Origin of the sequence: Pseudoalteromonas sp. SWYJ118, assembly GCF_015864505.1 — a bacterium.
GTDB lineage: Bacteria > Pseudomonadota > Gammaproteobacteria > Enterobacterales > Alteromonadaceae > Pseudoalteromonas > Pseudoalteromonas arctica.
On the sequence record NZ_JADYXC010000002.1, the window covers coordinates 186,698 to 212,725 of the forward strand.

Annotated in this window: 33 protein-coding genes; 6 read left to right on the forward strand and 27 right to left on the reverse strand. The window is 42.6% G+C overall.

The annotated features are described in order from the left end of the window. Nucleotides 1-33: 33 nt before the first annotated feature. Nucleotides 34-549, forward strand: coding sequence for a hypothetical protein (locus I6F48_RS03505; protein ID WP_197118818.1), 516 nt, complete (start codon nt 34-36; stop codon nt 547-549). Here the strand turns inward: I6F48_RS03505 and I6F48_RS03510 are convergent. The 22 genes from I6F48_RS03510 to I6F48_RS03610 form a co-directional block, all read right to left on the reverse strand. Beyond that, a complete protein-coding gene (locus I6F48_RS03510; protein ID WP_197118819.1) occupies nt 546-1,502 on the reverse strand; it encodes a hypothetical protein in 957 nt (318 codons plus the stop codon). The two genes, I6F48_RS03505 and I6F48_RS03510, sit on opposite strands and share 4 nt — an antisense overlap. After that, a complete protein-coding gene (locus tag I6F48_RS03515) occupies nt 1,475-2,179 on the reverse strand; it encodes a hypothetical protein (protein ID WP_197118820.1) in 705 nt (234 codons plus the stop codon). The genes I6F48_RS03510 and I6F48_RS03515 overlap by 28 nt, the downstream gene beginning before the upstream one ends. After that, nucleotides 2,176-2,661 carry a baseplate complex protein gene (locus I6F48_RS03520; protein WP_197118821.1) on the reverse strand — a complete coding sequence of 162 codons (486 nt, stop codon included), beginning with the start codon at nt 2,659-2,661 and terminating at the stop codon, nt 2,176-2,178. The genes I6F48_RS03515 and I6F48_RS03520 overlap by 4 nt, the downstream gene beginning before the upstream one ends. Continuing rightward, nucleotides 2,658-3,287, reverse strand: coding sequence for a hypothetical protein (locus I6F48_RS03525; RefSeq protein ID WP_197118822.1), 630 nt, complete (start codon nt 3,285-3,287; stop codon nt 2,658-2,660). The genes I6F48_RS03520 and I6F48_RS03525 overlap by 4 nt, the downstream gene beginning before the upstream one ends. Then, nucleotides 3,280-3,498, reverse strand: a complete 219-nt coding sequence (locus I6F48_RS03530) for a hypothetical protein (RefSeq protein ID WP_197118823.1) — start codon at nt 3,496-3,498, stop codon at nt 3,280-3,282. The genes I6F48_RS03525 and I6F48_RS03530 overlap by 8 nt, the downstream gene beginning before the upstream one ends. After that, nucleotides 3,495-4,220, reverse strand: a complete 726-nt coding sequence (locus tag I6F48_RS03535) for a hypothetical protein (protein ID WP_197118824.1) — start codon at nt 4,218-4,220, stop codon at nt 3,495-3,497. The genes I6F48_RS03530 and I6F48_RS03535 overlap by 4 nt, the downstream gene beginning before the upstream one ends. After that, a complete protein-coding gene (locus I6F48_RS03540) occupies nt 4,217-4,771 on the reverse strand; it encodes a phage tail-collar fiber domain-containing protein (protein WP_197118825.1) in 555 nt (184 codons plus the stop codon). The genes I6F48_RS03535 and I6F48_RS03540 overlap by 4 nt, the downstream gene beginning before the upstream one ends. Continuing rightward, nucleotides 4,768-5,571, reverse strand: coding sequence for a hypothetical protein (locus I6F48_RS03545; protein WP_197118826.1), 804 nt, complete (start codon nt 5,569-5,571; stop codon nt 4,768-4,770). Before I6F48_RS03545 ends, I6F48_RS03540 begins: the two co-directional genes overlap by 4 nt. Beyond that, nucleotides 5,564-6,712, reverse strand: a complete 1,149-nt coding sequence (locus I6F48_RS03550) for a baseplate J/gp47 family protein (RefSeq protein ID WP_197118827.1) — start codon at nt 6,710-6,712, stop codon at nt 5,564-5,566. The genes I6F48_RS03545 and I6F48_RS03550 overlap by 8 nt, the downstream gene beginning before the upstream one ends. After that, entirely contained in the window at nt 6,702-7,031 is a 330-nt protein-coding gene (locus tag I6F48_RS03555; protein WP_197118828.1) for a DUF2590 family protein, read from the reverse strand. Before I6F48_RS03555 ends, I6F48_RS03550 begins: the two co-directional genes overlap by 11 nt. Next, complete coding sequence (locus I6F48_RS03560; RefSeq protein ID WP_197118829.1) at nt 7,031-9,712, reverse strand: phage tail tape measure protein; 2,682 nt, start codon at nt 9,710-9,712, stop codon at nt 7,031-7,033. Before I6F48_RS03560 ends, I6F48_RS03555 begins: the two co-directional genes overlap by 1 nt. A gap of 3 nt (nt 9,713-9,715) precedes the next feature. Then, entirely contained in the window at nt 9,716-9,907 is a 192-nt protein-coding gene (locus tag I6F48_RS21530) for a DUF6890 family protein (RefSeq protein WP_374700022.1), read from the reverse strand. Next, the gene (locus I6F48_RS03565; protein WP_007378140.1) at nt 9,883-10,170 is read right to left on the reverse strand and encodes a putative phage tail assembly chaperone; all 288 of its coding nucleotides are present in this window, start codon (nt 10,168-10,170) and stop codon (nt 9,883-9,885) included. Before I6F48_RS03565 ends, I6F48_RS21530 begins: the two co-directional genes overlap by 25 nt. Further along, nucleotides 10,160-10,792 (reverse strand): hypothetical protein, encoded by a 633-nt coding sequence (locus I6F48_RS03570; RefSeq protein ID WP_008135628.1) that lies wholly within the window; start codon nt 10,790-10,792, stop codon nt 10,160-10,162. The genes I6F48_RS03565 and I6F48_RS03570 overlap by 11 nt, the downstream gene beginning before the upstream one ends. Further along, on the reverse strand, nt 10,792-11,241 hold the full coding sequence (locus tag I6F48_RS03575) for a phage protein (RefSeq protein WP_007378142.1): 450 nt from the start codon (nt 11,239-11,241) through the stop codon (nt 10,792-10,794). Before I6F48_RS03575 ends, I6F48_RS03570 begins: the two co-directional genes overlap by 1 nt. Before the next feature lie 10 nt (nt 11,242-11,251). Beyond that, nucleotides 11,252-12,352, reverse strand: coding sequence for a DUF2586 domain-containing protein (locus I6F48_RS03580; RefSeq protein ID WP_197118830.1), 1,101 nt, complete (start codon nt 12,350-12,352; stop codon nt 11,252-11,254). 21 nt (nt 12,353-12,373) lie between these two features. Continuing rightward, entirely contained in the window at nt 12,374-13,006 is a 633-nt protein-coding gene (locus I6F48_RS03585) for a phage virion morphogenesis protein (RefSeq protein ID WP_197118831.1), read from the reverse strand. Next, complete coding sequence (locus I6F48_RS03590; RefSeq protein WP_197118832.1) at nt 12,999-13,472, reverse strand: phage tail protein; 474 nt, start codon at nt 13,470-13,472, stop codon at nt 12,999-13,001. Before I6F48_RS03590 ends, I6F48_RS03585 begins: the two co-directional genes overlap by 8 nt. Next, nucleotides 13,469-13,906 (reverse strand): head completion/stabilization protein, encoded by a 438-nt coding sequence (locus tag I6F48_RS03595; protein ID WP_197118833.1) that lies wholly within the window; start codon nt 13,904-13,906, stop codon nt 13,469-13,471. The genes I6F48_RS03590 and I6F48_RS03595 overlap by 4 nt, the downstream gene beginning before the upstream one ends. A 111-nt stretch (nt 13,907-14,017) precedes the next feature. Beyond that, a complete protein-coding gene (gene gpM, locus I6F48_RS03600; RefSeq protein WP_197118834.1) occupies nt 14,018-14,746 on the reverse strand; it encodes a phage terminase small subunit in 729 nt (242 codons plus the stop codon). 84 nt (nt 14,747-14,830) lie between these two features. Continuing rightward, complete coding sequence (locus I6F48_RS03605; protein WP_182755111.1) at nt 14,831-15,868, reverse strand: phage major capsid protein, P2 family; 1,038 nt, start codon at nt 15,866-15,868, stop codon at nt 14,831-14,833. 40 nt (nt 15,869-15,908) lie between these two features. Then, nucleotides 15,909-16,790: a GPO family capsid scaffolding protein gene (locus I6F48_RS03610; RefSeq protein ID WP_197118835.1), complete on the reverse strand. Its 882-nt coding sequence runs from the start codon at nt 16,788-16,790 to the stop codon at nt 15,909-15,911. 205 nt (nt 16,791-16,995) lie between these two features. Between I6F48_RS03610 and I6F48_RS03615 the strand changes: the two genes are divergently transcribed. The 4 genes from I6F48_RS03615 to I6F48_RS03630 are packed head-to-tail and all read left to right on the forward strand — an operon-like array spanning nt 16,996 to nt 20,619. Further along, on the forward strand, nt 16,996-18,774 hold the full coding sequence (locus I6F48_RS03615) for a terminase large subunit domain-containing protein (protein WP_197118836.1): 1,779 nt from the start codon (nt 16,996-16,998) through the stop codon (nt 18,772-18,774). Beyond that, a complete protein-coding gene (locus I6F48_RS03620; protein WP_197118837.1) occupies nt 18,774-19,841 on the forward strand; it encodes a phage portal protein in 1,068 nt (355 codons plus the stop codon). Before I6F48_RS03615 ends, I6F48_RS03620 begins: the two co-directional genes overlap by 1 nt. Next, nucleotides 19,838-20,164 carry a phage holin family protein gene (locus I6F48_RS03625; protein ID WP_033040784.1) on the forward strand — a complete coding sequence of 109 codons (327 nt, stop codon included), beginning with the start codon at nt 19,838-19,840 and terminating at the stop codon, nt 20,162-20,164. The genes I6F48_RS03620 and I6F48_RS03625 overlap by 4 nt, the downstream gene beginning before the upstream one ends. Further along, nucleotides 20,164-20,619, forward strand: coding sequence for a hypothetical protein (locus I6F48_RS03630; RefSeq protein ID WP_197118838.1), 456 nt, complete (start codon nt 20,164-20,166; stop codon nt 20,617-20,619). Before I6F48_RS03625 ends, I6F48_RS03630 begins: the two co-directional genes overlap by 1 nt. A 17-nt stretch (nt 20,620-20,636) precedes the next feature. Here I6F48_RS03630 and I6F48_RS21270 read toward each other — a convergent pair whose 3' ends face one another. Then, nucleotides 20,637-21,200 (reverse strand): hypothetical protein, encoded by a 564-nt coding sequence (locus I6F48_RS21270; protein ID WP_231615176.1) that lies wholly within the window; start codon nt 21,198-21,200, stop codon nt 20,637-20,639. A gap of 344 nt (nt 21,201-21,544) precedes the next feature. On the opposite strand from I6F48_RS21270, the gene I6F48_RS03640 reads away from it, so the two are divergent. Beyond that, nucleotides 21,545-21,799 (forward strand): ogr/Delta-like zinc finger family protein, encoded by a 255-nt coding sequence (locus tag I6F48_RS03640; RefSeq protein WP_197118839.1) that lies wholly within the window; start codon nt 21,545-21,547, stop codon nt 21,797-21,799. Here I6F48_RS03640 and I6F48_RS03645 read toward each other — a convergent pair. The 4 genes from I6F48_RS03645 to I6F48_RS03660 form a co-directional block, all read right to left on the reverse strand. Next, nucleotides 21,785-22,537, reverse strand: coding sequence for a hypothetical protein (locus I6F48_RS03645; protein WP_197118840.1), 753 nt, complete (start codon nt 22,535-22,537; stop codon nt 21,785-21,787). The two genes, I6F48_RS03640 and I6F48_RS03645, sit on opposite strands and share 15 nt — an antisense overlap. 116 nt (nt 22,538-22,653) lie before the next feature. Further along, a complete protein-coding gene (locus I6F48_RS03650; protein ID WP_231615177.1) occupies nt 22,654-23,088 on the reverse strand; it encodes a thermonuclease family protein in 435 nt (144 codons plus the stop codon). 74 nt (nt 23,089-23,162) lie between these two features. Then, nucleotides 23,163-23,423, reverse strand: coding sequence for a hypothetical protein (locus I6F48_RS03655; protein ID WP_197118841.1), 261 nt, complete (start codon nt 23,421-23,423; stop codon nt 23,163-23,165). A gap of 9 nt (nt 23,424-23,432) precedes the next feature. Then, a complete protein-coding gene (locus I6F48_RS03660) occupies nt 23,433-26,024 on the reverse strand; it encodes a replication endonuclease (protein WP_197118842.1) in 2,592 nt (863 codons plus the stop codon). Nucleotides 26,025-26,028 lie beyond the last annotated feature (4 nt).

Here is a 26,028-nt window from a genome sequence, read left to right on the forward strand (position 1 = left end):
TTATTCTCCGCTCTAATATGAGATTGCACGATTATGGATCTAATTCTAAAGTTCGCCTTACCCTTAATTTCAACACTTATAGCGACAATTGCGATCTACTTTACTTGGCAGCAATCAAAGTCAAATAAACGGCACAATGAGCTATCTGTAAGACCTGCAATATGCAGTAATATTAACCTTCATGTAGAAGCTTTTACATTTTCAATAACCAACAAAGGTTTAGGTCCAGCAAAAGTAGATGAATTTAAGTTTTTTTATGATGATGAACTCATCGGATACGAAAACTTCGAAAAAATAATTAATGAAAAATTTCAGGCTTATTGTGCATACAAAAAACCACCAATTACCTCTACACAAAAACAAAATAGTTATATAGCTCAAGGCGAAACTATAATTATATTGGAATTACAGTTTGATGACAGAACAAGTCAACAAAGTAAAAACGAGATTGAGAACGAAATAACATCCAAATTGACTCTAGAGTTTGAATACACATCACTCTATGATGAAACAGTTAAAGAAAAATTTAAATTCAGCACCAAAAATTAATTAGACACGATAGGCTTTAATATACTTTTCAAATCACTTGCTGTTGATTTATGCCCTGTAAATTCTGCTGATGTAATTGGTGGCCCTGCTCCCTGATCTTTATGACCGTGAGTTTCTAAGCTTTGATTTATGTCTTTTACTAGGCTTATTAAATCAAGGAGTACTTTAGCCACGTTTACTGAGCTATCACCCAACCAAACAGTTTTTCCTTCGACCTTTGCTAGTTCGGTAGCTTTAGCGTGTAGAGTTTTGAGTGTGGCTAGGTTCATGTTTCCGATTGCTTCAATGTCTACCTGTTTTTTACTGCCAAGTAACAGCCCTTCTAAAGCTACAATTAATGCTTTTTCACCTACTACTGTTTTTAGGGCGCCCATGACTTCGGTTATTTGGTTGCCGTCTATTTTTAATATGTCGTGCGTGGCTATATTGGTATTGCGTTCATGATGATTTTCTAAACAGTTACGCGATTTTCTTTTTGTGGTATCGCTGGTTTGGGTTATATCGCCGTCGGTTGTGGTGTGCCAGTTACCGTCGCGGCCTTGTATTTTACTGCGGCTGTTTTGCTGTAGCGTAACATCGGTACGTTTGTGCTCTGGCACTAAACTTTGCCATGGTAATAAACTGGTGATGACAGGATGGCTGTTTAAGCCATCGATGTATTGTATTAAGCACTGCATGCCTGGCATAGGTTCATTCAACAAACCGTGATCGGATGCTTGCCCTGTGCCGAGTGTTACTTGCTCAAATACAGGCACGAGTAATGGCTCATTTGTGAGCGGGTTTAATAGCTGTACGTCGGCCGCTTTTAGTGGCCTAAATACGGTGCTAATTGCTGCGCCTCCACTTGGTAGGTCATATATTTTTTCGATACGTGCAAGTTGCGGCAGGTGTTTACGCTCGTTTAACTCTGGAAAGTAGCGCTGTATTAGGCGTTTAATGGCTTGTTTGACCATCGTATGTGCATCCTGTTATTGATTAAAGTTACTTCGGTAATATGACGCCCGTTTAGCTTTATGCCTGGTCTTAATTTTGGAATGGCTATTAGCTCGCCGGTTGTTGAGCTTTTGGCTGTTATTGTGTGCTCTGGAAAATCGTTTATTGCTGCAAGCGGCCAGCGGGAGTCGTGCCAACTGCCGACAAATATTTTGCCATCGGGGCGTTGTTGAAATATAAAATCACTAATGCCCCATGCTTTGCCTATTTGCTTTAGCGCTTCAATACCTGTGCCGCTATGGTAAAACGCGGGTATCGTTTTATTTAAATAGCCGGCGTTATTTGGAGTGTTAAATTCAACGCCAACGTGCGCTAACTCATCGAGCACAGCTTTAATTGTTGCATGACGAACTGCAAGGGGGGCAGTGAAACTTAATGCGCCGAGTAATTCGCGACAAGTTAAATACCAACGGCCATTTGCTTGGTGTTTTGATTCGATAACGCCGAGAAAATACGGGACCATATTATCTAGCGTGTAACCTAAATGTAGCTCGACTAATCCGCTTGGCACTTGCTCTGTCACTATTTCAAACTTTGCGCGACCAGTGCTGGCTATATCAAGTTGTACACTTTTAGTAACGACGCTCGTTACTGGTTTACCCCCAATTGTTAGCGTATCGGATAAGCGGGTACTCATGGCCCCTCCACCGCTGCAAATTTACTTTGTACATCGTTATTTGAAGTGACCGCTTGCGACTGTGCATTTTGGTTTGCTGTACCATCTAGCTGTTGTTGCTCACGCTCTGATACGGACTGTACTTCAATAAGTTTAAAGGTGATTTGCCATGCGCGCTTTTCTTCAAGTTCTACAGCTTTTATCTCGCCATCAAATTTGGCTTTACGTATTTTATAAGCCTCTGCCAATGCATTATTAATTGTGTAAATAATACGGGCGCCGTTTTCATCAAGTGATTTCGCTTTGCTAATAAGCAATGCTAAAGCCCCCTCTTCATTAAGCGGTATTTTAGTGCTCACAGTTAACATGCCAGGCTTAACACCTTGATCGCTAATGAGCGCAAAACTTCCCATGCCTGACATATCGCCGCCGGCTAATTTAATACCAGCATTAACCCGCGTTTCATACCCAGGGATATTCCAGCCATCTAACGATATGCTCATAACACCTCTTTAATATGATTAAGCTCGCTTGGTTCACCTACAAACAAACACAATGCCCAATAGTGATGCTCATTGCCTTTGTTAGCAACTGAGTCGGCTAGCTGCTTTGCTGTGACGGCTGACATTAATTGCATATCAACCCCGCTACTTTGGGCAGTAAATTGCGCCTGATTTAGTCGCTCGTCGCGTGCTTTTTTTAGCTCAACGGTTTGGGTTAATGCGTCGTCAATGGTGGTGATTAACTGCTGGCCACTGCTATTTACTGTGGCGAGTTCATCAGCTATTAGCTGCTCACGTATTGGCGCTAAGTATTGCAATGTATTTATTTGCCATTCGATACTTTGGCCGTCATAGGTTACGAGCTGAGTTTGCTCTAATGCGCTTTGGCTTTGTGCGTATTGAGCACAGCTAATAAACTCAGGTATTGGGCAATATTCGTTTATTGTTTTTAATTTGCTAGCTAATGCTGCGGGGTCATTTGCGCTCACTGATAGCAGCAAACTATTAAAGCGTGTGGGTTTATCGGTTCGCGACGCGTCCTTGATCGCTAATGCAAGTAACTGCGAGCCCGCTTGCATTGAGCAAGGGGCGGCTGTTTGATGATAACAAAGGGCTATGCTATGCATTATTAAGTAATGGATAACGCGCTTTGATTTCAGTTACTTTTTGAAGTGCACTTTTCCTCGCGATCTCAGCTCCCTCTAAATCGCCGGAGGCATCCTTGCGAAAAGCTTCCATAAAGTATGGATCAGATTCGGAAAAATAAGCCTTTTTCCGTTCTTCCATTATTAAATTTAATACAATTTTAGGGTGTAAATCTTCTGGTAAGTTTTTCATTTTAAATCCTTGACTGATATTTGTGGGAACCAATGATTAGCACTTTCTATATGCCCAGTGGTTGCAAAAGGCAGCGCTAATAAGATTTCACCTGCATCAGATTTTCGTGATGGATGAGCATGAGTGTAACGGCCAAAAGCATCGCTAGGATTAATCGAACTTCTACCAAAGTGCCATATTCCTCGATCAGCCCCAGTCCCCCAATAACCTGTAATTTCTCCAGAAAGAACTTTAACGAATGCACCAATAGTAAATTTATTTTGAGTGGGTAACGAGCTTGCGTATTCACCAATAAAACTTGGAAATGCTAACCAATCCGAGCTCCCTAAACTATTCCACGATAATTTAACGATATTAAAACCTCGATGATAATACTCATTTTTTCTAATATCGATCCCCATATCACCTTCGATATCATCCAATATATTAAGTTGCTCTTGCGTTCTTAATGAAGGTGAACCGGAGATTGTTTCATAAAGTTCAACTGTTACATCAGAATGAATATATAGGCCAATAGGTAACTGTGTTTCCGAGTCAAAGTCTAAGAATGGATTATTTGTAATGCATATCCTTGGTAAATAACTCTCGAACTTGTCAGTCTTAGAATTTAATGCTGTAATTGCAGCTTCTAATGTCTGATTGATTTTTCCGGTATGACCTTCTACTGTATCTGTTAATGCTTCACAAGCATCTATGGCTCTACCGAGTAATGCTTCACTCATAACTGGTTTTCCTTATATATTTTCTTAATATGGCGCGTCATAGTATTAATTTGACTTACCGCTAAACTAACTAATGTACTTTTTATTTGGTCTATTTGTGGGCTGTAATCAAACATCCACGATTGTGCAGGGATGGTGATCCGCGCTAATGCCGCAGCCGCTGCAAACTTCAATACAAACGAGCGGTTGTGTACATTGTTTACGCCCTGGCGCTTGCGTTGTAATGGCAAGTAATCAATCGCTAGCAAAGTACCGTCTTGTGTTACTAATCCAATCCAGTTGTAGTCGAAGTCGCCAACGTCCTGCTCAAGTATGACAGCCCATGCCACGGTATTTGAATCAACATAGCCTGACGTATCAATATTGCGCCTATACACAATTTGCAGTGTGCTAGGCATGCTTTCATTGGGGTTACGCTCTGCGCTTTCATTTAAATTAGGAATGTTTGCTAACACTAATTCTTTAACATCGAGCCCTGAGTTTTGCAGCGCGCGGGTTGTGATGTAACTTTTGCCGGCGTTGGTCATAATGCCGGTGATCGCTTGGGTCATAGTGGCTCCTTGGCGATACTTACACCGCCCTCTTTACTTAAAAATCCATAGTGATGATGTGCGGCAATAACATGCTGTACATCGGTGGTGATTGCTTGGGGATGTGTATTACTTACAAGGTTGTCACACCCTAGAAATTGATATAACTGCTCGAATGGCAATACGTGTTTTACATCGTGCGTAACTGCATACAGTGGCGCTTCGCTACTTTCATTTTGCAAATCAGTAAAACCATAACTGTATTGTTGCTGCGCTTTATTTTGTGCCGCTAAATGCAGTGGGTGATCAATGTGACAGCTATCCCACTGTACGTGCGTTAATCCTAAGATCAGTGATACATCAGCTTTGTTATGCACGGTTAGTTCATAGCGCCTACACGTTCGCCCATACAGCTGAATAAGTTCGGGTAATAAATCGTTGTTGCCTGCAAGCGTTGAGTCAGACATATCAATGGCAATAATGTCCCAATCTCGCCCATCAATACGCTCACGTACATTGAGTACTTCTAACCCTAAGCGGTCGAAAATACTTCTTACGGATGCCATTTCGCCAGCGTCAATAGTATTAACTAATGCATGCTGTACGCGTTTTCTGTATAGCTCTATGGGTTCATCATCTAGTCGGGTAGTTAGCCGCTCCCATGCCAGGAACCCTAGTACGGGCTCTTCATTTTTTAACTCATCTTTTTGGTTCACAGCCCACATAACATAGTCGCGCGATTGCTCCCAATAGCCTGTGGCCGCTTTTACAAGTTTTTCGGCGTAGCCTTTGTTTAACCAAGTGGAGATTTCTTCAGCCATTTGCCACCTCGTTAACGGTTAATGATGTAAGTACCGGTAACCAGTTGGCGGCGGTTATGTCGTCAATATCAAACTTGATTGACTGCAGCTCACTAAATTGTTCATGGCACTGTGTTATTAATTGACTAATGCTAAACACAGTTTGATGCGTTACGCGTGTGGGTGCATACGCTGCATTTTGACGAAATGCGGCTTGTATAAACGTGGTTAAGTCGTCTTGAATAGCGTGGCTGTTGTCATGTAACTTATAGGTTGCGGTGATATCAAACCCGTTGGTTGCCATAGCGTAAACCATAAAGTCATCCCCTAAACCATGGTGGCCTGCGGTACGAATATGTTGGTTAATGGCACTCAATAGTGCTGTTGGTACAGGGCCAACATCTAAGTAAATATACGCATTAGCCGTGCCCGGTCCACGTGGTGCATTGGTTAGTATTTCAATGTTATCTATTGGTACAGCAAAGCTGGCAATAATTTGTTTGTAAACAGCATTGATATGCCAGCGGGAAGCAGTACCAAATACGTTACGAATGCGTAGGCGATAATGCTCAGTGTCTTCGTCATCAGAGCCTGGCTTAATTAACCAATCATCATTGTTGGTTACGGTGATCCCTTCTTGTTGCTCAGTAAAGTATCGGTAAGCCTCTGCGGGTAAGTTATAAGCTGCACCGGTTTCATGGGTTTCAGCCAATGCATACGCAGTACGTTGCCCTTGTTCAAAATACACATCCTGTAAAAGTATAAGCTTATACACTTTATCGCCTAGCACATCGGTTACCACGGCGGTTCCTGCCACAATAGCGCTTTCGCCCTCGTCGCTTTCGCGTGTAAACGTTAATAATCCTTGTGCTTTTACGCCCGCTTGAATAAACACATTACGCGCAGGGCCATGGCGTTCAATCAGTGCAGCTCGGCTTGCTGTCATAATGAATAAGTCAGGCATTAGCTGCGTTGCTAGCCAATTAAACAGCTGCACGACTGGCTTTGTTAGCAACGCTTCAACGGTTCGCCAAAATGGGCCAAAGGGTGAATTATTGGCAACTTGTATGTTTTGCTCTTTTAACTGTGCTTGCCACTGCGCTTGCGCTGTTTGCTCATCCATTGGCAAACCTGCATTTTGCATTAGGGTTTTAAAGTCCACTTTGTAGGCTCCCGTATTGGCGCGTTTGCGCGGTGATACTTAATGTGCCGTCGTCATTTCGGTACACTTTTATAGTGCCAGGCTTAATCCGATTGTCTTGCTCGGTTAGTAATTCGAGCTCGGTTAAAATGGGCGCTATGCCGTTTTTATTGCGTAGACCAATCAGCTTTATGAGTAAACCGCTTTCTAAAATTCGATGCTTTATATCTTGCGCCACCACATTCGATTTACTTAATGTACTGGGTGTCAGCGAGTCATTAAGTACAAAATCATTATCCTCAACGGCTAAATCTATGTGCAGTGCAATATCAAAGTCCATCAGCTTGCTAGCTCCATCATTTGTTCAAAGCTTTGCGCTAAGTCGTCAGATTTAATCGTTAAGTTGTCTATGTGCACACGCTTGCTGTTATCGCTCTCGCTTGAACTGCTCTGGCTGGTGCTGCTCGTTAGGCTTTGTAAAAACGCTGACTTTTGTACTTTGGCTTTATAGCTATTCGTGTGTTGTTGCTCAGTATTTAACTGCTCAACGCTATACGCGTTCGCTGTGTTAGTAATTGCCTGATCTGTTTTGACCATTGGCAATCGTTGTAATGGCGCTGCACCTTGATTAAAGCGGGCGAGTTGTTCATATTTTTGACTATAAACAGGTGAATTGGCCGCGTTAGTAAAATAATTAGCTGTGCGTGCATTGCCATTTTCTATCGCTGATTGTGTTACGAACTGTGTTGATTGTGCATTGTGACCAACATCGTTATGTGTAGATGGGCTGCTTTGTAATACTGAGTTAGTAGCGCTGTTATTAATGTTGCCCGTTGTTGAATAAGCAGCATCGCTTGCAACCATGGTTACTGCGCTGGTTTGTGCCAAAACCTTATTTGTTTGGTTTGTAGCAATACTACTTTGTAATGCTGGGTTAACTACACTATGCGTTGTTGCGCTTGCAAAATAAGCAGCATCGTTTGCTGAAGCATTGTTATTAATAGCGGTGTTTACAGGCGCGATATTGGTTAATCTATTCGCCACAGTTGAACTTACATTGCGGTTATTTAATGTGTTCGTTTGTGCCAACGCACTATTTGTTTGCTCAATGGCATTACTGCTCTGTAATGTTGAGTTAATAGCGTTATTAGTTTGACCTTTGTCTAACTGCGTTCGATTCAAATACGTAACATCATTCACGGCAGCATAGTGGGTGCTGGCTTTATTACCGGGTACTTGGGCAGCTTTGTTGATCACAGCTTGGCCGTAGTCGCGGCTGAACGCTTGATCTGCATTTTGCATGACTAAATTGCTAGGCTGAGCACGGTTAATGTTTTCGTGTGTTGAGGTCGCTTCTGTTTTTATTTTTGCCTCGGTATCGTCAATCAGACCGAGCTTTTCGAGCACCCATTTTACGCTATCAATCACCCCATTAAAGGCCGCTTTCACACTATCAAACACCGCCATTAATACTTTTCCCCATGCGGTATTTTGAAACGCAGCCACTAAGTCATCCCAGTAATAGATAAGCGCACCAACCGCCGCGATGAGCGCAATAACACCCGCTACTACCCACGTAATTGGGTTTGCCCAAAGCGCTGCATTAAACAACCATGTAGCCGCTTGGCCTGCGAGCATAACTGCTTTAAATGTACCCATGGCAATGGCCGCCGCGCCCATCGTTGCAATGAGTGATAAAAAACCCAATACACGCAACGCAATAAGTGCGCCTTGCCATAATTTAGTTATCACTGTTAAACCCATAGTGAGCGCACCACTTGTTATCAGCGCCATTTTGTAAAGGCCCATCATGAACATGACCACGCCATAAATAGAGATAAGCGCCACAATACCCACTACAAGTGTTGCAATCACACTGGATAAAATCGGAAAGCGCTCAGTTAACGAGACAATACCCGCAAAGCCTGCCGAGAGTAATTCTATAAAGGGTTCCACAACGGGTAGTAAACGACTGCCCATTGCCGTAGCGGCCGCATTAAACGAACCGCCTAATCTATCCCAAGGGCTGGCAATAATATTGGCCATTTCGATTGCTTTGGAGCTGTCTTGCACGTTTTCAAAGACGGTGATGCCGTCTTTTAGTTTATCGACTTTGGTACTCAATACATCAACGGCTTTTGCACCTTGCTTACCAAATATTTGAGTGAGTACATCGCCACGCGCTACAGAACCCAGTGAGGATAAGCGGTTATTAATACGCCCCAGCACTACGTCTATTGCTAGCATGTCGCCGTTATCTGTGGTTAATTTTATGCCTAATGCATCTTGTGCTTTACCAATGCCTTGTAATAATGAGGCCGCTTGCGTGCCAGCCACAGAGCCTGATTTAGCAACCAGTTGTAGTTCACCCACTAACGCGAATTGTTGAGCTGAACTTAAGCCAATGTTTGTCGCGGTCGCCCCAAGGTTTGAAAACGCGGCTTGCATTTCTGCACCGGTGGTTTTGTAAAGCTGTACGGCGGTGGCGGTTTGCCCTGCGATTTGATTTACCCAATTCGCTTTGCCCATTTTATTGGCGGTCTTTTCGAAGATGCCATACATGGTGCCCATATAGCTGGTAATAGTGGCTGCGTCGGCTTTGGTTGCTACCGCTAGTATGTTTGACGTTTTGGTAAATTCAGATAGCTCAAACCCATTTAAGCCGGCAATAGCTGATTGAATATCGTAAGCACTGCGGACGAACTCGGCCGAGTTACCTCCAAATTGAAAACCAAACTTATAGGCTGTTTTAGTCAGTTGTTGCAAGGCGTCGTCGGTAACGCCCAGTGATTGCACCTCGCCCAAAGCAGCAACGTGGTCAATTGCAGGCGCGAGCGATTTAGCAAGGGCGTAACCGCCACCCACGGCCGTGGTTGCGCCGCGCATCATTTGATCTTGTGCAGCGGCGGTTTGCTGACTCAGCTGATTAATTTTAGCCATCACTTTATTAACCGGACCCGTCACCTTATCGATGATCCCGATTGAATAAGTAAGCTTGTCTAATTTGCTGAGTGTTGCCATTAATTACTCGCCGCCTAATGCTGTGCAAATACCGTTATTTACGGCGGTTACAAAGTTTTCTTGCTGTGATGTTTCAAGGTAAAGCGCCTGCGCCAAGCTCTCGTCAGTTACTGGTTGGTTGCCAAAATACTTAGCGTGATATGCCAGTAACTGATCGAGCCTGCTTTTGCCTATTTGCTTGGCTCGGCTTTCGATTTTTTTACCGTAAAATTAAACTCAGGTTGGTATTCTTCAACAATTGCACCCACTAAAAATAACGCTGCACCCGGTTGCTGTACCAGCTCTTTGAGCTTTTTAGCGTCGGCTTCAACCACTGTGTTTAATAAAAAATTAGTTGCTGGCTGCACCTTATTATTTGGCTGAGTCGAGTTAATGTATTTGTTGTAGTCGGCGCCATTTACATTAAATGTGATTTCGCCAACGGGGGTTTCTAATGTGATTTTTTTCTCAAACGCCATGATCAATACTCTCTTTAATATCTGCTTGTTCTAGCAGTGTGTAGGTAAAATAAGGGCCGTACTTAGCTGCTGATTGCTCGCACAAAGCAATAAATTCATCAAAGTCATTGGGATTTGCAAACACCTGGCAACCGGCTGACCACTTATCAACTTGGGTTGATGTGGTTTTGCTGTTTGCACGGTGGCAATTAATACCAAAGTAACCTTGCTGTAGCTCTGCTTGGGGTGTGACGTCCGTGTCTAACTCGGTGTCTTTGTTGTTGTCACGTAGAACAACAACCGGTTTATGCTGTACAAGGGCGCGATACTTGCCCTGGTGATAACCCAACGTCCATAAGCTTTTATGCTGCCCTGCAACTAGCACCGCTGTGCCGTCTATGTTCATTGGGTTTTTACGCCAGTAAATACCGGCATCTGTTGTGGCTTTATACTGCTTTAACTGCCATTCGCTGTTTTGCTGATACAACACGCAAATTGCATCGTTAAACGTGTTGGCGCGGGTGTTTGTATGACGAATGCCTATAATGTTTAGGTTTAATTCACCCTCAAATACTTTATGCCCACATGCTTGCAGGGTGCTTAGTAATGTTGTGGCAGTTAGTGTGCGAATGGCTTTAGTCATTACAAATCTCTCACTTCATCGTCAGTTAGGTATGGCACACCGTTAATTTTGACAAAATCAGGGCTAGTAATTGGACACTTGATTGATGTGGTGTCTTCTTCGCCACCATCGGCTTTAATGTTTAAAATTTCGTCCAGCTGCGGCAGGCAACCAAACGCTTCAACGTTCTTTTTACCTGCAGCTACTTCTGCATTAAACGCAATATCGAACGGTTCAATACCTTTCCAACTGCCTGCTTTTTCAGCTTGCGCTTGCACGATTAACCAATTTTCATGATCAAGCTTTAGTGTTACTTCGCCTTCAACATCGCCATCAATAAAGCCCTTTGGAATACCGCGCACTTTTTTAACGGTGCGCCCATCCGTAATTTTGCAAGTCGCTTCCATAACATGAACCATCGAATCACCAATGAAGATATCGAAGTCTTTACCGCCTAGTACTTTTTGCATGTTTGCGCTCCTACTCTGCGTTATCTAACATGATCCCAACAATGATGGTGTTGGGTGAATCGATTGGTTTAACTTTAAGTACGACTTGTAAGGTGGTCGCATTCATAAACGTTAGGTTGATACTGTCGTCTTTTGGTGCGCGAATTAAACCAGGGAACTTATCGGCACCAATATTGATAGAGCGTGCCATGTCGCGCAGCGGTTTACCCATAATGCGTTTACCAAATTCAATCCCGGTGCTGCTGTTGTTTAAGCGACGATTTTTAACGTTTTGAATTCCAATAATGCGCACAGCACGTGCAGCCATATCAACAATGCGGCCAATTTCAATTTTTTGAAAATCACCGCCTTCAGCGTCCAGCATGTTTACATCGCCAAAATACGTACCATCAAAATCAGCATAAAACTGTGTACAACTAAAACGCAGCGCATCAAGTGCCGCCGTGGTTGAATTGGTTAAGGGGTTGCCGGCGGCATCTTCTGGGTGTGGCATCAATGACATTGCCCCCGTAAGCACACGCATTGGGCTATCAGCAATAGTGACTGCGCTTTTACATAAACGCCCTGTTACTGCGCCTAGTTCGTCACCGAATAAAAGCGGGATAACAGCCACACGATCGCCTACTACGCCATCGGTTAACGGTTGCAATGAAGTCACTAAATCAGGCCAACTTTGCTCAGCCGTTAAGCCAGGTGCCGCAAGTAAAAAGCGAACACGACGAGCAAGGCTCGATAAAATCTCAAGCGCTTTCCCTTGGTAGCTTTCAATGTCGGCTTTGCCTGTAACTGGCGTACAAATAACAATAATTTCAGGGCTAACATCCTGATCCATTGCTTTATCAATAAGGGCCATTACGTTATCGCCTGCGCCATGCGGGATGGCATAACCACTCACTAAGTCATCACCGTTGCGTTGCCATGCTTTTACTTGTGTTTTTAGTGGGGAGTCGGCGGCGCCGAACTCAACATCAAAATCACTTTGTGCATTAATAGATAAAATTTTGCCGTTGTTCTCACTCGCTTGACCGATAAACAACACACTGCGTTCAATCTGTTTCGTAGCGCCACTGCCTGTTTGTATGGCGGCAACGGTTACTTTACCTTGTGCCATGATCGTTCCTTTTGCTTTGCGCTACGCAACGTGCATAGCCTGGTTTAAAATAAAATTCATTTGCTGCTTTTCTTCGCCCTGCGTTTGCCCTAAAAATGAGCGGGCCGGCAAGTCAATTTGCCATGTACTCTTACTTGAGCTGCCCTTTAAATCGCGAAGTAAAAACCCTGCTTGGTTAATGCTTAAGTTCTCTGTTATCCATTTAATGCTTGGGCGTTTACTGCCCTTGCCTTTACGACGCGGTATTTTGTAACCCTCGGCTATTAATGCCCTGGCTAAATTTCGCGTGGCTGGCCCTTCTTTATTTTGAGCCGCTTTACCTTTTGGCTTGCCTGCATCTAGGCTTATTCCCTCTTGGTGGGCGCGGGCTATTTTTCCGCTGTTGCCCCCTGAAAAATAAACACTGGCGTCGTTTGCACTGTGGCGAACCTTCATAAACTTTTTAAGCTTAGTGAGCATTTTCTTTTTTTTACCACTTGCTCTGCCTTGCCATGTTTTGCCTGCTAAATCCGTTTGCTTGGTGATCCGCTCTTTACTGCTTTTATTCGTTGTTCGAATAACACGACGTAATATATTGCGCCGCTTATTAGGCTTAAGTTGTAAAAACGCTAATTGGTCTTTGCTGCGCCCTTCGTCAAATTTAACGTTAAGCACGGCTTACAGTGCCTTGCAGTAAAAATGATTCAGCAACCCATAGGCTTTGCTCGCCAAAGTCGTAACGGTTACCGTTTAATTCAAAGGGGCCATTGTCTGTTTGTATTAGCTCTATGTCTTCGCAAAGCTGGTTAATAGTCAGCTCGACTTCATTGCTGTTGTCGTCATTTACATCGGCGCTAAATTCAATATCGGTGCTGTCATAACGCCCGCCGTTGTTTTGCAACCAAAACGATGCAAAGGCACAAATTAACGCAGCCGGCGCAAAGCATGGATTAATGCTTATAACCCCTGAGTAATAAAACCGCGCTGCCAATAACCCGTTACCATTCATTGTTTTACTACTTGGCTCTATGCGCCCGCCTTCTATCCAGCTGTCAAACTGGGTATTAAGCGCCAGCTTACGGCCTTGGTATTCAACACTCACTAAATGCTGTTTAAGCTTTTCAATTTTGCTTTTGCTCATAACAGCTCTACCGATAAATTAGGGCTTAGTGCTTGCAGTAAGCGCATGGCGTTTATGCTTTCGCGTTGCCAGTGTTCAAAGTTATCAATGGCTGATTGCGACTGTGCTGTTGCGTTTTCACGGTGTGTACTGCCAAGCTTGGATACCAATAAATTAGCTTTGGCTTTGCTATACACTGCATCGTTATAAAAAATTATTTGTTGTCCGTTTAATGGTGTGCCGTTAGTAAGCACAGCGCTTACTAGTTCTTGGTTTACCTCGGTCTGTGCGCGCTTTAGCTTTTCAACAAGCAGCTCACTTTTGCTGGCGTATTCTTGGGCAACGGCGTAGTGCTCTATAAAATAAGCCGTGCTTAATGTCGGGTAATAGCCATTGCCTGGCACATCAACATTAATGCTTTGTAAATCTGCTTGTGGCATACCGCTTAAATTCATATTGCACCTGTAAAAACACACACATTAAATTGGGTGCGGACGCCACTTAGTCACACTGGCGACATAATTAATACTCGCACTGTGCTAAGTTGCCCGCTGGCGTTGGAGCTGTTACTCGTTAACCGTTGCTTTTAATTGCTTTGTTAACTTATCGACTAAACCTTTAACTCCTGCTTTGTCGTTAATGGCTTGGGCATGCTCTGCAAATATCAGAGCATTACCGTAGTTGTGCTGGGCTGCATCAACCTTGGCAGCAATGGCGTACAATTTACCGCCCACCACTTCAAGGCCGTTCCAGTCTTGGTTTTTTACGGTATTGATTAAGCCACGCAGTACATAGCTAATATCAAATAAGCCTTGCTGCTTTGATTCTGTTAGGTAGTAATTTGCATCGTCATAGAGTTGGTCGATAACGAATGCAGGCCAATGTTTGGTATTAAATACCGTTGGTAGTGGTTGTTTTTGCTCAACCATAAACGGCAGGAGTTCTAGCGCTGCATCCCAGCGTTTTAAGTCAACCAACCAAATAAACACCCATGCTAAAACCGTGTTCGGGTGGCACTGGCCGCTTAATCGATATTGATTGATATACCCTAAATAGTCTTGGCGTTCTAACGCTTCAGACTTGTAAGTCGCTTTGTCTGCAATATCAGTAAATGTTTTTAGTTGAGCTAAGTCAGATTCGATGGCTGCTGCATAAAGCTGGTACTCGGTTTGCGTAGTGATAGGGGTTGGCGCATGGGTACTCGTGGCTGTTGCCGCGACCGTTGGCGCTTTTTTGTCAGTGCTTGTTGGTACGCTGCTTGCTGCTTTGGCTAATGATTTTTTGACTAAGCTCATTTAAAAACACTCTTTAATGTGGTTAAAAAGACCGGCTCGAAAATTGGATTAAACAAGCCGGCCAAATGGGAATTTACCGAATATTTAAATCCAGGCGCTACCGTCTGAATTTGGTAACTTGATACTGGTTGATTCGAAGTACATGACTTTTTCAAGGTCTTCTACGTAGTAGCAATCGTTTCGTGATAGGTAGTCTTCAACGCGTTTTTTCTTAGCGTTGTTTTCTACACTGGTACGCGTTGATCCCGTTTGTACGTAGTGACTTAAGTTGTCAAAGCTAGTGACTAAAATGCCACGAGCGGGGAAAAACGGAATTTTGTATGTCATTAAACCGCCATAGGTATCAATCACCTGTTGCAGCTCAATCTTGGTTTTTTCACTTGGGGTATGTGCTTGCTTGGCGTACAGCTTGTTTTTGTCTTGCGCTAAAAGCTCGTCGCCAATAATAGCCACCATGTTTGCACGTTTGTGCTCTGGAATACCTTGCAATGCATCGTGCACCGCTTGGTCTAGGTTTTCGTAATCGCCGCCAGCACCAATACGAATTTCGCCAGCGGTTGCGCCTTCACTAATTGCGCGCTCGGGTGCATCGCGGCGAATTAGTTGTAGCCAGCCAATGTTTACATCGTTCATCATTGGATAGGCTGTAATATCTGTGGTATCAGCTACGTGCGTACCATTCCAACCAATTTTAATAATGTCGAGCGCAATAGCCTGGCGTACGTGATTACGATATCGATTATGAAAATCAGGGAACTTAGACCACTGATCCATTTTTACCCATGTGATATGAATGTCGCATTCTGTTGGATAACAACGGTATTCACGTTTATCGAGCTTTGATACATCACGGGTTTTACGCTCTTTGGTGTCGTCAGTTTCAACGCCTGCACGACCTGTAACGCCACCGTCTACACTCATGATCACTGACTGACCAACTAAGTCGTCTACCGGTACGGTGTTGATCATCTGTAAAAATTCAGCCGATTCATAAACAGCATCATATAAGCGCTGCTCGGTTGTAGGCTCAACGTTGAACTGCTCACTCATTGATGTAACGCCGTAATTAACGGCCATGCCTGCCATAATGGCGACAAATAATTCTCTAGTTCTGGTTTTCATATTCTTTCCTGCGTTTAGCTAAGTTAAGTTGGTGATGTAATTACAAGCAGTTGCTGTATTTACCCTCATCGCCTTCGGGTTCTTCGTCGGCGTCAGTGGTATCACCCGCAGGTGTTTTCAACGCTTTGGTAAACTTGTCGTTAAGTTCGTCCAATGCTGTTTTTGTTTTTGATAGCTCTTCTTTTACTTGAGCTAATTCAGTGTTTTCATCATCAGCTGACGGCGTTTCTTCACCTTCCACTTTTGTGGTTGAAAACGAATCAAGCTTTGTGGCTAAGCCGTCTAGTTTTTTAGCAAACTCACTAAGCGGTGTGCCCAGCGCATCTTTTAATGCAGTGGCTAATTGTGTTTCGTTCATGTCGGGTTCTTCCTTTGCGAATAGTCGTTTAAAAAATGGTTTTTTAGGTGCGGCGTCGATAGGCTCACATGATCCTAAATCAACTTTTAATAAAGAGACGTCCGTGTCATCTGGCTTACTCTTACTACTGAAATGGATACGGTCGGTATAGCAACTGGCTGGGTAGTCGGTTACTGCTAAACCGGTTAGGTAGGTTTTGCCTGTGCCCATAAAATCGCGGCTAATTTCGATACTAAAATAAACAGCTTGATCTGCTTTGTTCAGCTCTACAAACCCTTGATTGGGCGCAAGCACTGCGTATAAGCACACAACGCCCTCTTCGTTTTCATAGGCTGCAACGCTTTCTACATCTCCCAACATGCCGGGAATGTCCACGTTATGCAGGTTTTTAGCGGCCCAACCTGACCAGTTAAACTCGTGATCAACATTAATGCGTGCACCGTATTTACGCGGGTTATAGGTTTCTACAATGTCGGCTACGTCTTGCTCTGATATTTCGCGGCCATCAACGGTCATACCTACAGCGGCAATCGATAACGGTTTAGTACGTAGTTGACCTGGCATAAACAACCCTTTTTAAATATGTGCAAATTAAGCGTATTGCTTTAAAGTGATTGCAGTTTGCACCCTCTTTTTATTCCTTTCCAACGGTTTAACTTTTTGAAATTCCTATATTTAACTTTTAGGAATGGCTAGGTTTTTGACTGACAGATTAAGCGTTTTATAACGAATACACTGCCGTTATGGATTAATAAAAGCGGCGCAATAGATGGCGAACTACGGACCAGAGATACGCAAAAAAGCACAAGATTTGTATGTTGTTGAGGGCTACACGGTGGACGAAATAGCCGAGCTTGACGACATGCCCAGTGCGCGTAGCATTCGCCGTTGGTCGGAGGCTGGCAAGTGGGAGGACATGTGCCCAAGCTATAACGCCGAAATGGCTTTTAGCAAACGCATTAATGTACTGGCCGATAAAGACGATAAAACCGATGCTGACTATAAAGAGCTCGACTTTTGCACGCGCCAGTTGTGCGCACTTAATAAAAGTAAATTAGCCCCAGCCCCAAAACAGCGCGCAAGTAATGACGACCCCGCCAACAATAACAGCGGTAGTCATAACAATAATGATAAAAAATCGAAGAAGAAAAAGAAAAACGATTGCTCTGGCATTATCCTTGAAATGCTCAACGAGCTTAAAGACACATTACTTTACCCTCACCAAAAACATTGGTTTGATAACCAAGACCACCGCGCCCGCTTTATATTAAAACCACGTCAAATTGGCGCTACATTTTATTTTGCATTCGAAGCGTTTTACGATGCAGTTGTAAATGGTCGTAATAAAATATTTATATCAGCGAGCCGCGACCAAGCCGAAGTATTTAAAGCCAATATTGTGGCGTTGGTGCGTGAGCATTTTAATGTTGAGCTTAGCGGCTCACCCATGGTGCTTAATTTAGCCGGCGGTAAAACGGTTAAACTAATATTTAAATCAACCAATGCCCGTACTGCACAATCAGAATCAGGCGATTTATATATTGATGAAGTGTTTTGGATACCAAAATATAAGTCGTTGCGCGGTTTGGCGCAGGCCATGGCAACCCACAAAAATTTACGAATAACGTATTTTAGTACGCCATCGGTTACCAGCCACGAAGCCTACGACCATTGGAACGGTAAATGGTACCGTAAAACAAAGGCGTGTAACGATCCTGAATTTGCTATTGATGTAAGCCATAAAAACCTAAAGAACGGCCAGTTATGTGACGACGGTATTTGGCGTCAAATGCTCACGGTTTACGATGTAGTAACCAGTGGTTTTGACCGTATAGATATTGGCGTACTTGAAAACGAATACAGCGTAGATGAGTTTAATAACTTGTTTATGTGTAAATTTATTGATGATGCCCACAGCGCGTTTAATCTTAAACAGCTTATGAACTGCGTGGGCGACTCGACTAAGTGGAGCGACTTTGATTTAGCTTACGAGCGCCCGTTTGGCCTGCGCCCTGTTGTGATTGGTTTTGACCCTGCTCGCTTTGGTGATAAAGCAAGTGTTGCCATTTTAAGTGCGCCAATGAAGCCAGGCGAAAAGTTTTTACTGCTAGAAGCACTTGATTTAAGCGGCAACGACTTTGAAGCAATGGCAAACGAGATAAAACACCTCACCGAAAAATACAACGTTGTGCATATTGGCGTAGACACTACCGGCATTGGCTATGGTGTGTGGGAGCTTATTACTAAGTTTTACCCTAATGCTGAGCCGATTCATTACAACCCCATTATTAAAAACCGCATGGTAATTAAAGCCATTAACGTTATTCAAAACCGCCGCTTTGAGTTTGACCAGGACGCGGTAAATATTGCCAGCTCGTTCATTAATATTCGCCGTAAAGTGGTGGGTGACCAAATTACCTATGCCACAAACCGCACCGCGACAACAGGCCATGCCGATATTGCGTGGGCAATTATGCACGCCATGTTATTTGAACCACTCGACGGTAACGCCCATAGCCGTCAAACATCTGTAGGAATTGCAGCTTAATGAGTAAACCACGATTACAAGTAAGTAATGGCCAAGCGCCTAACTACAACCAACGCACAGCGGTAACTGATACGTTTAGCTTTGGCGATCCTGAGCCATGTTTAGACAACCGGCTAACCGATTACGTTGGGGTGTTTAGTGACAGTAACGGCATTTACGCCCCGCCCATTAATTTGCAAGGCTTGGTTAAACTGCTGCGTGTAAATGCCCAGCATGGGCCAATTCTCTACTTTAAACGCAACATGATTTTAAAGTGGTATAAGCCTAACCCGCTTTTAAGCCACCAAGCGCTTAGCAAATTTGCGTTTGATTTGCTGTGGAGCGGTAACGCCTATTTGCAGGTTATTAAAAATTCATTTGGGCAAGTTATTAAACTGCGCCACTTGCCTGCACTGACTATGCGTTATACCGATAAACGCGGTGTGTACGCGCAATTAAGTAATCGCAGTCATGAGCCTATTTACTTTAATGAAGGCGAAATAATACACGTAAAGGAATACGACCCCGGGCAAGGCATTTATGGCATACCGCAATATTACGGCGGTATTCAGTCGGCGTTGCTTAATGAAGATGCCACGTTATTTCGTCGCCGTTATTACAAGAACGGTGCGCACATGGGCTTTATATTCTCAATGGCTGACCCTAATTTAAGCGCTGACGATGAAACCGCTCTTAAAAATGCCATACGCGACAGCAAAGGCGTGGGTAACTTTAGAAGTTTGTTTTTTAATTTTCGCAGTAATAAAGCCGATGCTGAAAAAGCGATAAACATTACACCGGTGGGCGACATATCAACAAAAGACGAATTTGAGCGCATTAAAAAAATTACCCTTAACGACATGCTCAGCATGCACCGTGCGCAAGAAGCACTGAGCGGCCAATCATCTGGCGACAGCCCTGGCTTTGGTGATTTAGACAAAATTACCCGTGCCTATTACAACAATGAAGTTGTGCCCTTGCAGCAAGACGTATTAGGCATTAATAACTACTTACCTGCCGCGCAGCATATTGAATTTAAAGAGCCTGAGTATTCAGACTTAAACCCAACTACCAAGGAAGCCGCATGAGCTGGATAGATGTAACAGAGTTTATTAAACAATGGGGACGTTTATTTATGTTGAGCTTTTTAGCAGCCGCTATTCAAATGTATTTAAGCAAAAAGCAATTTACGTTTTTTCATTATTGTATGAACGTGCTCGTTGCTATTTTTGCAGCATACTTAGCGGCTATGTTTTGTGAATGGCGCGGCTTTGACGAAAGCCTAAAAACGGGTGTGATTGGCGTAACAGCGTATGCGGCCCCACACATTTTAGAAGGGTTCGATAAGCTAATTAAATCGTTTAGCAAAGACCCAAAAGGCTTTATTAAATTTATCAGAGGGATTAAATAATGGGATGGCTAAAAACACTGGTTTCATTCATCACAGACCCAATAGCTGATTTAACCGGCGGCTATGTTGAGCGTAAACGCATCGCGGCAGAAATGGCCGCCGATGTAGCTCGCGCTGAAAACAACTTTAAAATTGCGCAGTTTAATGCCAAAGCAAAACGCTGTATGCAGGCCGAACAAAACGACGCTGATTATGACTTACTGGTTTTAAAAAACCGCGACAAAACCATTATGGATGAAGTGATCATTCTATTCTTTTTGGGGTTGTTTGTGTGCCATTTTATCCCCGATATGCAACCTTATATGAGCAAGGGCTGGCAAGCAATGGGCTATAAAGGCGCGCCCTGGTACTTTGAATTTGTGATTGTAGGTATTGCCGTTTCAACGCTTGGACTAATGCGATTGTTTAGAGCTTTTTGGGGGAGTAAGAGCAAAGATAATAAAAGCGCTAGTTAGGAACTAGCGCTTTGGTTTTATAAATTAGCTAATCGAGATTGCCAGTCTTCAACTCTTTGAATGCTGGTTTCTATCCTATCAGTCACATGCTCATTTGGATTAAAAACTAATGGGGTTACTGCTTCATCATAAATTTCAGCCATATAACAATGCTCATTTTCAGTACTGCGTTTACTGGTACCGATATGATCAATCTCTAATTCAAGCCTGTTAATTATTCTACTCGTATGCTTTTCTAAATCATCATCTGAATATTCAAGGCTAGTTAGTAACGAGTTTAACTCAACCAATAAAGCATCAACTCTTTCTTTTATTAATTCTAATTTCATATCTTGCCTTTTTGAGTACCATTCAATTTCTAATGCGTTTTCAAATTTACCGGCAACAACTTCAAGCCGGTTAAGTGCCCTTGTGAAATTTGGCCCCTTCACACCATTAAGCGTTGCTGCATTGGTCTTGCTAATACCGCGAACTAAGTAATCACTGAGTGCTGCTTTTATATCTTCACTGGTGCTTTTACCAAACGACAATAGTGCATTTAACCGCTCTTGGCTTTGAGAGCCTTTGTATAAATAGTTCATAATTTATTTATCACTTAACTGATAATAAATTGATAATATTTCAATATTAGGTAAATCACCAGCTATTTGATCTTTTTGCTGTCACTTTATTGTCAAAGGTTGTCACTTTTTGACAATGCGATCTTTTTAAAGTTGTTTACAGATCCCTTCACTGCGCTGACTGGCGATTAATGGTGTGTCATTGGGGTTGTCAATTTGACGCGTTTTTTGCACGAAAGCGGAAGGCGAGGAGGAGTGAATTTTGGAGCCTTTGGGTTCTCAGCTAATAGTTAAATGGTTGTTTGGCATACACGCAACCACTGTATATAATAACAGTGTATTTTTATTAACGATTGGTGAATATTATGGCGCGGGTTACTTGTCCAAATTGCGAAGCTAAAGCAACAATTACGTCACGCGAAAAGCAAAGCGCCCATGTTGTTAATTTATATTGCTCGTGTACCAATACTAAAGAGTGCGGGGCTACGTTCCGTATTACCCAATCGTTTGATCACTTTTTAAATCCTCCGTGTAAAACCACTGCGCAATTAGCCGCATCGCTTATTAAAAACCTACCGCGTGAAGAACAATTAGAGTTAATTGGGCTACAAAGTATGTAAGTAAGCAATTACCTTACTTTTTCTTGAGGTAATATCATACAAGAATTTTAATTTTGATTTATATACGAAATTTCTTTTCTCTAAATGAATTGAGCTTTTAATGTATTCTTGATATATGTGATTTCTTATAGACTTTATAAATTCATATCTTACATTTATCAGCTCTCCCTCTACTTCTATAGGTTCAGAACTTAATTTTTCTAATAAGTAATTAAATGAATTTATAAAATTAGTAAAATCAGATTCCCATATAATCTTATCAATATTAGTACCTATGTTTCTTTCTAGATATTTCAATTTTATTTCATACTGATTAATTAGGTTTTTTAAATTTTCATGTCTATTTAATATTTCTTGTTCTTCATCTGCATTCAACTCAACTTTAAGGGTCTTTAATTGATATATTTTATCTTTTATAAAAATAAGATTATCTATCATTGTATTTACTATATTGGGGATTATTTCAATTTCTAATTGATTTATAGTGTCAAACTTTAGCCTTTCCTTATTTTCACTTTGCATTTTTTTAAATGTAATAATAGCTATTACCACAGCTGCGATGGTAAATAATCCACCCAAAAAACTACCAGCGTTTCCTAACTTGCTCGCTAATCCCATAGGATCAATAAAAATTACAGCCGTGCCAGCAATGCCGATAGCTATGACGATGATCAAAAAATAAACTTCCCAGTAAGGGGATTTTAAATTATCCATGTATTTATCTAACTTTTTCAGCATTCCATTGAACCCTTCTTTGAATTATTTTAGGTGTATAACATTCAGCTCTATATAAAGTCTATGGAAATTAGATATAGAAAAGGCCTGCACCGCATATCATCCTTTTTTATCTGTTTTTATTCACACCAATTTTTAGTTTTTTTATTACCGCTGTAAGGAGCCCCTAAACCACTACTTAGTAATGCCTTGGTTAGACTTTTATTATCTCCATATACATCAGCCACAATTCTAAAATACTTACCACGTTTAACGTTTCTTAACTCAATATCACTTGAAGACCTTAAAAAGTTCACTGTAAATTGTTTCGCTTCTCGTGCTAGTTTCTTCTCTTTATTGCATTTTCCTCTCATTTCAGGTGTATCTATGCCTGAGACTCTAATACCAATACGTTTAGATATTAGTGGATGAAGATCACTTAAATTTGCTCTAAATGTATCTCCATCATAAATAGAGGTAACTTCACTCACCTTTAATGTGCCAAACGTCATGTCTTTAATGCTTTCAGCACTGACATTACAATTTATGAGTAACGCAAATACACAGTATTTCATTTGATTTATCCTACTATTCATTAAGTTTGATTTGTACATAACGATGTATAACTAATAATGCTCTTTTTTCATAGTTACATCTGTTGTTTTGGTTGTGGTCTGTTGATTACTGTAAATACATCGGCGTTAAGTTCTTGCTGATAGCCGGTGCAAATTTCAGTGGCAAATACGCTGTTTTTAGTTTTATCGCACTGGCCGTATTGGGTTTTAGGCGCGGGCTTATCGAATTTAGTAATAAACGGGCTGTGCTGATCCTCTGCATACCCTTTTGGGCAAAACGCCTGGCAACTAATGCATGCCTTTGGCATGAGTACTTTTGAAATTTGAATAGTCATTTTTTTCTCCTACGCCATTAAGTCTAGTGACCACCAATCGTTATCGCTGATTGCAGATGCGCTGTTGTTGTTTACTAAAATTGCTAAGTCCCAATCGCCAATGGTGATAAGACCGTTTTTAGGCTCGCCATAATGAAATTCGCCTTGTTCATTGCGTGTTGCACTGAGGGTTTCGCGCTCGTCTAGCTGGGCATATTGGTAAGCTAGGTCTACTAATTGGCGAGCTTGCTGCCAGTGATCCTCTGTTACATGCCAGCTAGCCGATTTTTGGGCGAGTGTTTTTGCTCGGTATTCAATAGCGAGGTGCTTGTTGTGCTTTATTTGTGCGGTTTCGTCTAAAACATGAAGTTGGCCGTTTTTAATTTGGTAAATTTGGCCGTCTCTGGCGATCCTCTTACCGCTATTTAGATCCTTTTTAACCTCTGTGATCTGTTTTTCATCACACCCCACCATATTGAATATTAACTCTGCGCTAGAGCCCACGGCTATAGGCGTACAGTTATTACCACTAGACCAAGATAGGTCGGCTGCGCCGACGTTGGTGTTATCCTTAGCATTGAGTTTTTCGGCTGTGCCTTTGAGCTGCCTGGTCCATTCGATTAAACGAGTTTTTAAGCTGGTATCTGTAATTACGTTGTGCACGTCATTAAACAAGCGTGTAAGCGTTGCTTTGTAATCAGTATTAGTAATAACGCCTTTTATACGGCGTACTACTTCGGCGTAGTCGTTACCCATTGGGGTGGCTTCATACATTGATTTAAAGTTAGCGGCGCGGCCAATACACATACCACCCTGCAGTTTTACGTAGTCTTTCCAGTTGGCAGTATCTGCAGCGTAGCGAATAGGCTCTATTACTTCGTCTTTTACAGCGGTACGCATGCGGCGCAGTTCTCGATACACGGTTACACTTGGCGAACCCTGAAATTGAAACTGGCGAATGTTCCATGTGCTAGCCCAGGCTAAAACGGGGTTAGCTTGCTCTTGCAGGTTTTCGCCTGTGTCAGCGTCAACGTGGTCATTAAGCATATAGCCATCAATGTTTTTACTGATGTATTTAGCAATATAGCTGGCTGCACTGCCCTTGCTTTTATCCAGCTTTACAGCGTCAAAGCGTGGGCTGAATGTGCGGTAAAATTTGGTAGGCGCTTTGTGGTTTTTAGCCTTAAATTTTTTAGGTTCTCTTTTTTCAGCCTTGGCTTTCTCGGCCTCTTCTTTATTGCGCTGTATGGCTACTTCATTGGCTTTCTTTTTTGCAAAGCCCCATTTGGTACGCTTTTGTTTGTAAAGCTTAAATAAATGACTTTTTTCTGTACCCGCACGGTATTTAACACAGGCTTCAACCGTTTTTATGTGTGTGCCGTGGGTGTTTATATCTACAAATTTATTAAATACTTTTGCTCGAGTAAGCTCAGGGCCGTAACGATTGTAAAGCTCGGTTTTATCTTCTTGAATAAAGTACCAACGCAAAATAGCGTTGATTTCTTGAAGCTTATTTTTTGGCATGAATAACATCATGTGCCAATGCGGGCAACCGTCGGCATGTGGCTCAACTACGCGCACGCCAAAGTATTTAAGGTCGCGGCGGTTTAGCTTTGAACGTGCACGTGCCCACGTAGTAGTTAAATAATTTTGGGCATCTTTAGGGGTTGAACCATCCCACGTATTTGCATTGGCATGAAAACGCGCAGGGCAAGTAATGGTGTAAAACATGGCAACATAGCCCATTTCATCGGCCAGCTCTTCGGTTTCACGTATTCTTAGCATTAACTCATTACGGCGGTTAGCGGGGTTTGCCATGCCGCTTTTTACTGCTTCAATTAAGTCAATTACATCGCCGTCGCTGCTTTGTAGTTCCATCATTTCTAAGAACTGGCGGCCACTGGCTTGAGCAAAGCTAAATTCTCGCTGTGCTTGTTTTGATGAATACGGGCTAATACCACGGCGTTTAGGCTTCTTGCTTTTTTTGTCGTGGTATAAGTCTTTGCCTACTTGGCCTGTAGCAATTTCTAGCAATTCTAAAAACTGCTTTCGCAGCGTTTTTAACTGACGAGCCCACCATTTATCACACTGCATTTTAAGCAATGCAATTTCGTAACATTCGGTTGGCAAGTTGTCATCACACATGGCGTAAAATGGCACATTAGCGCCTACTGCTTTGGCATGCGTGGCTATTGCATCGTAGGTTAACGATATTATTTTTTCATACGGTAGGTGTTGGTTTTCTTCGCTTACATCAAGCGTTATTTGCACGCACTCCAAAGCGAGTGTGCCTGCGTGTTTTTTGGTTTTTTCAATACTGCTTAAAATATGCCATGGCAATGGCATATTTTGAGTAATACTAAACAGTACGCCAAAGCGCGGTTTTAAACGGGCAATGGTGCGGCGTAACCATGTATTAGCACGGTATTGGCTACCCGCCTTTTTTTGGTTATAGCGGTCCATGTATTTACGGGCCATACGACTTTGTAAAGGTACTGGCACATTTTGCAGGCCACGCGCTAAAAAGTTGCGGTCGTCAATATCGCTAATAGACGAAATTAAGCCCTTAGCTATACCAGATACTCTAAGGGTTTCAAGGTCGATTAGTTTAGGGTTAGCCACGGCG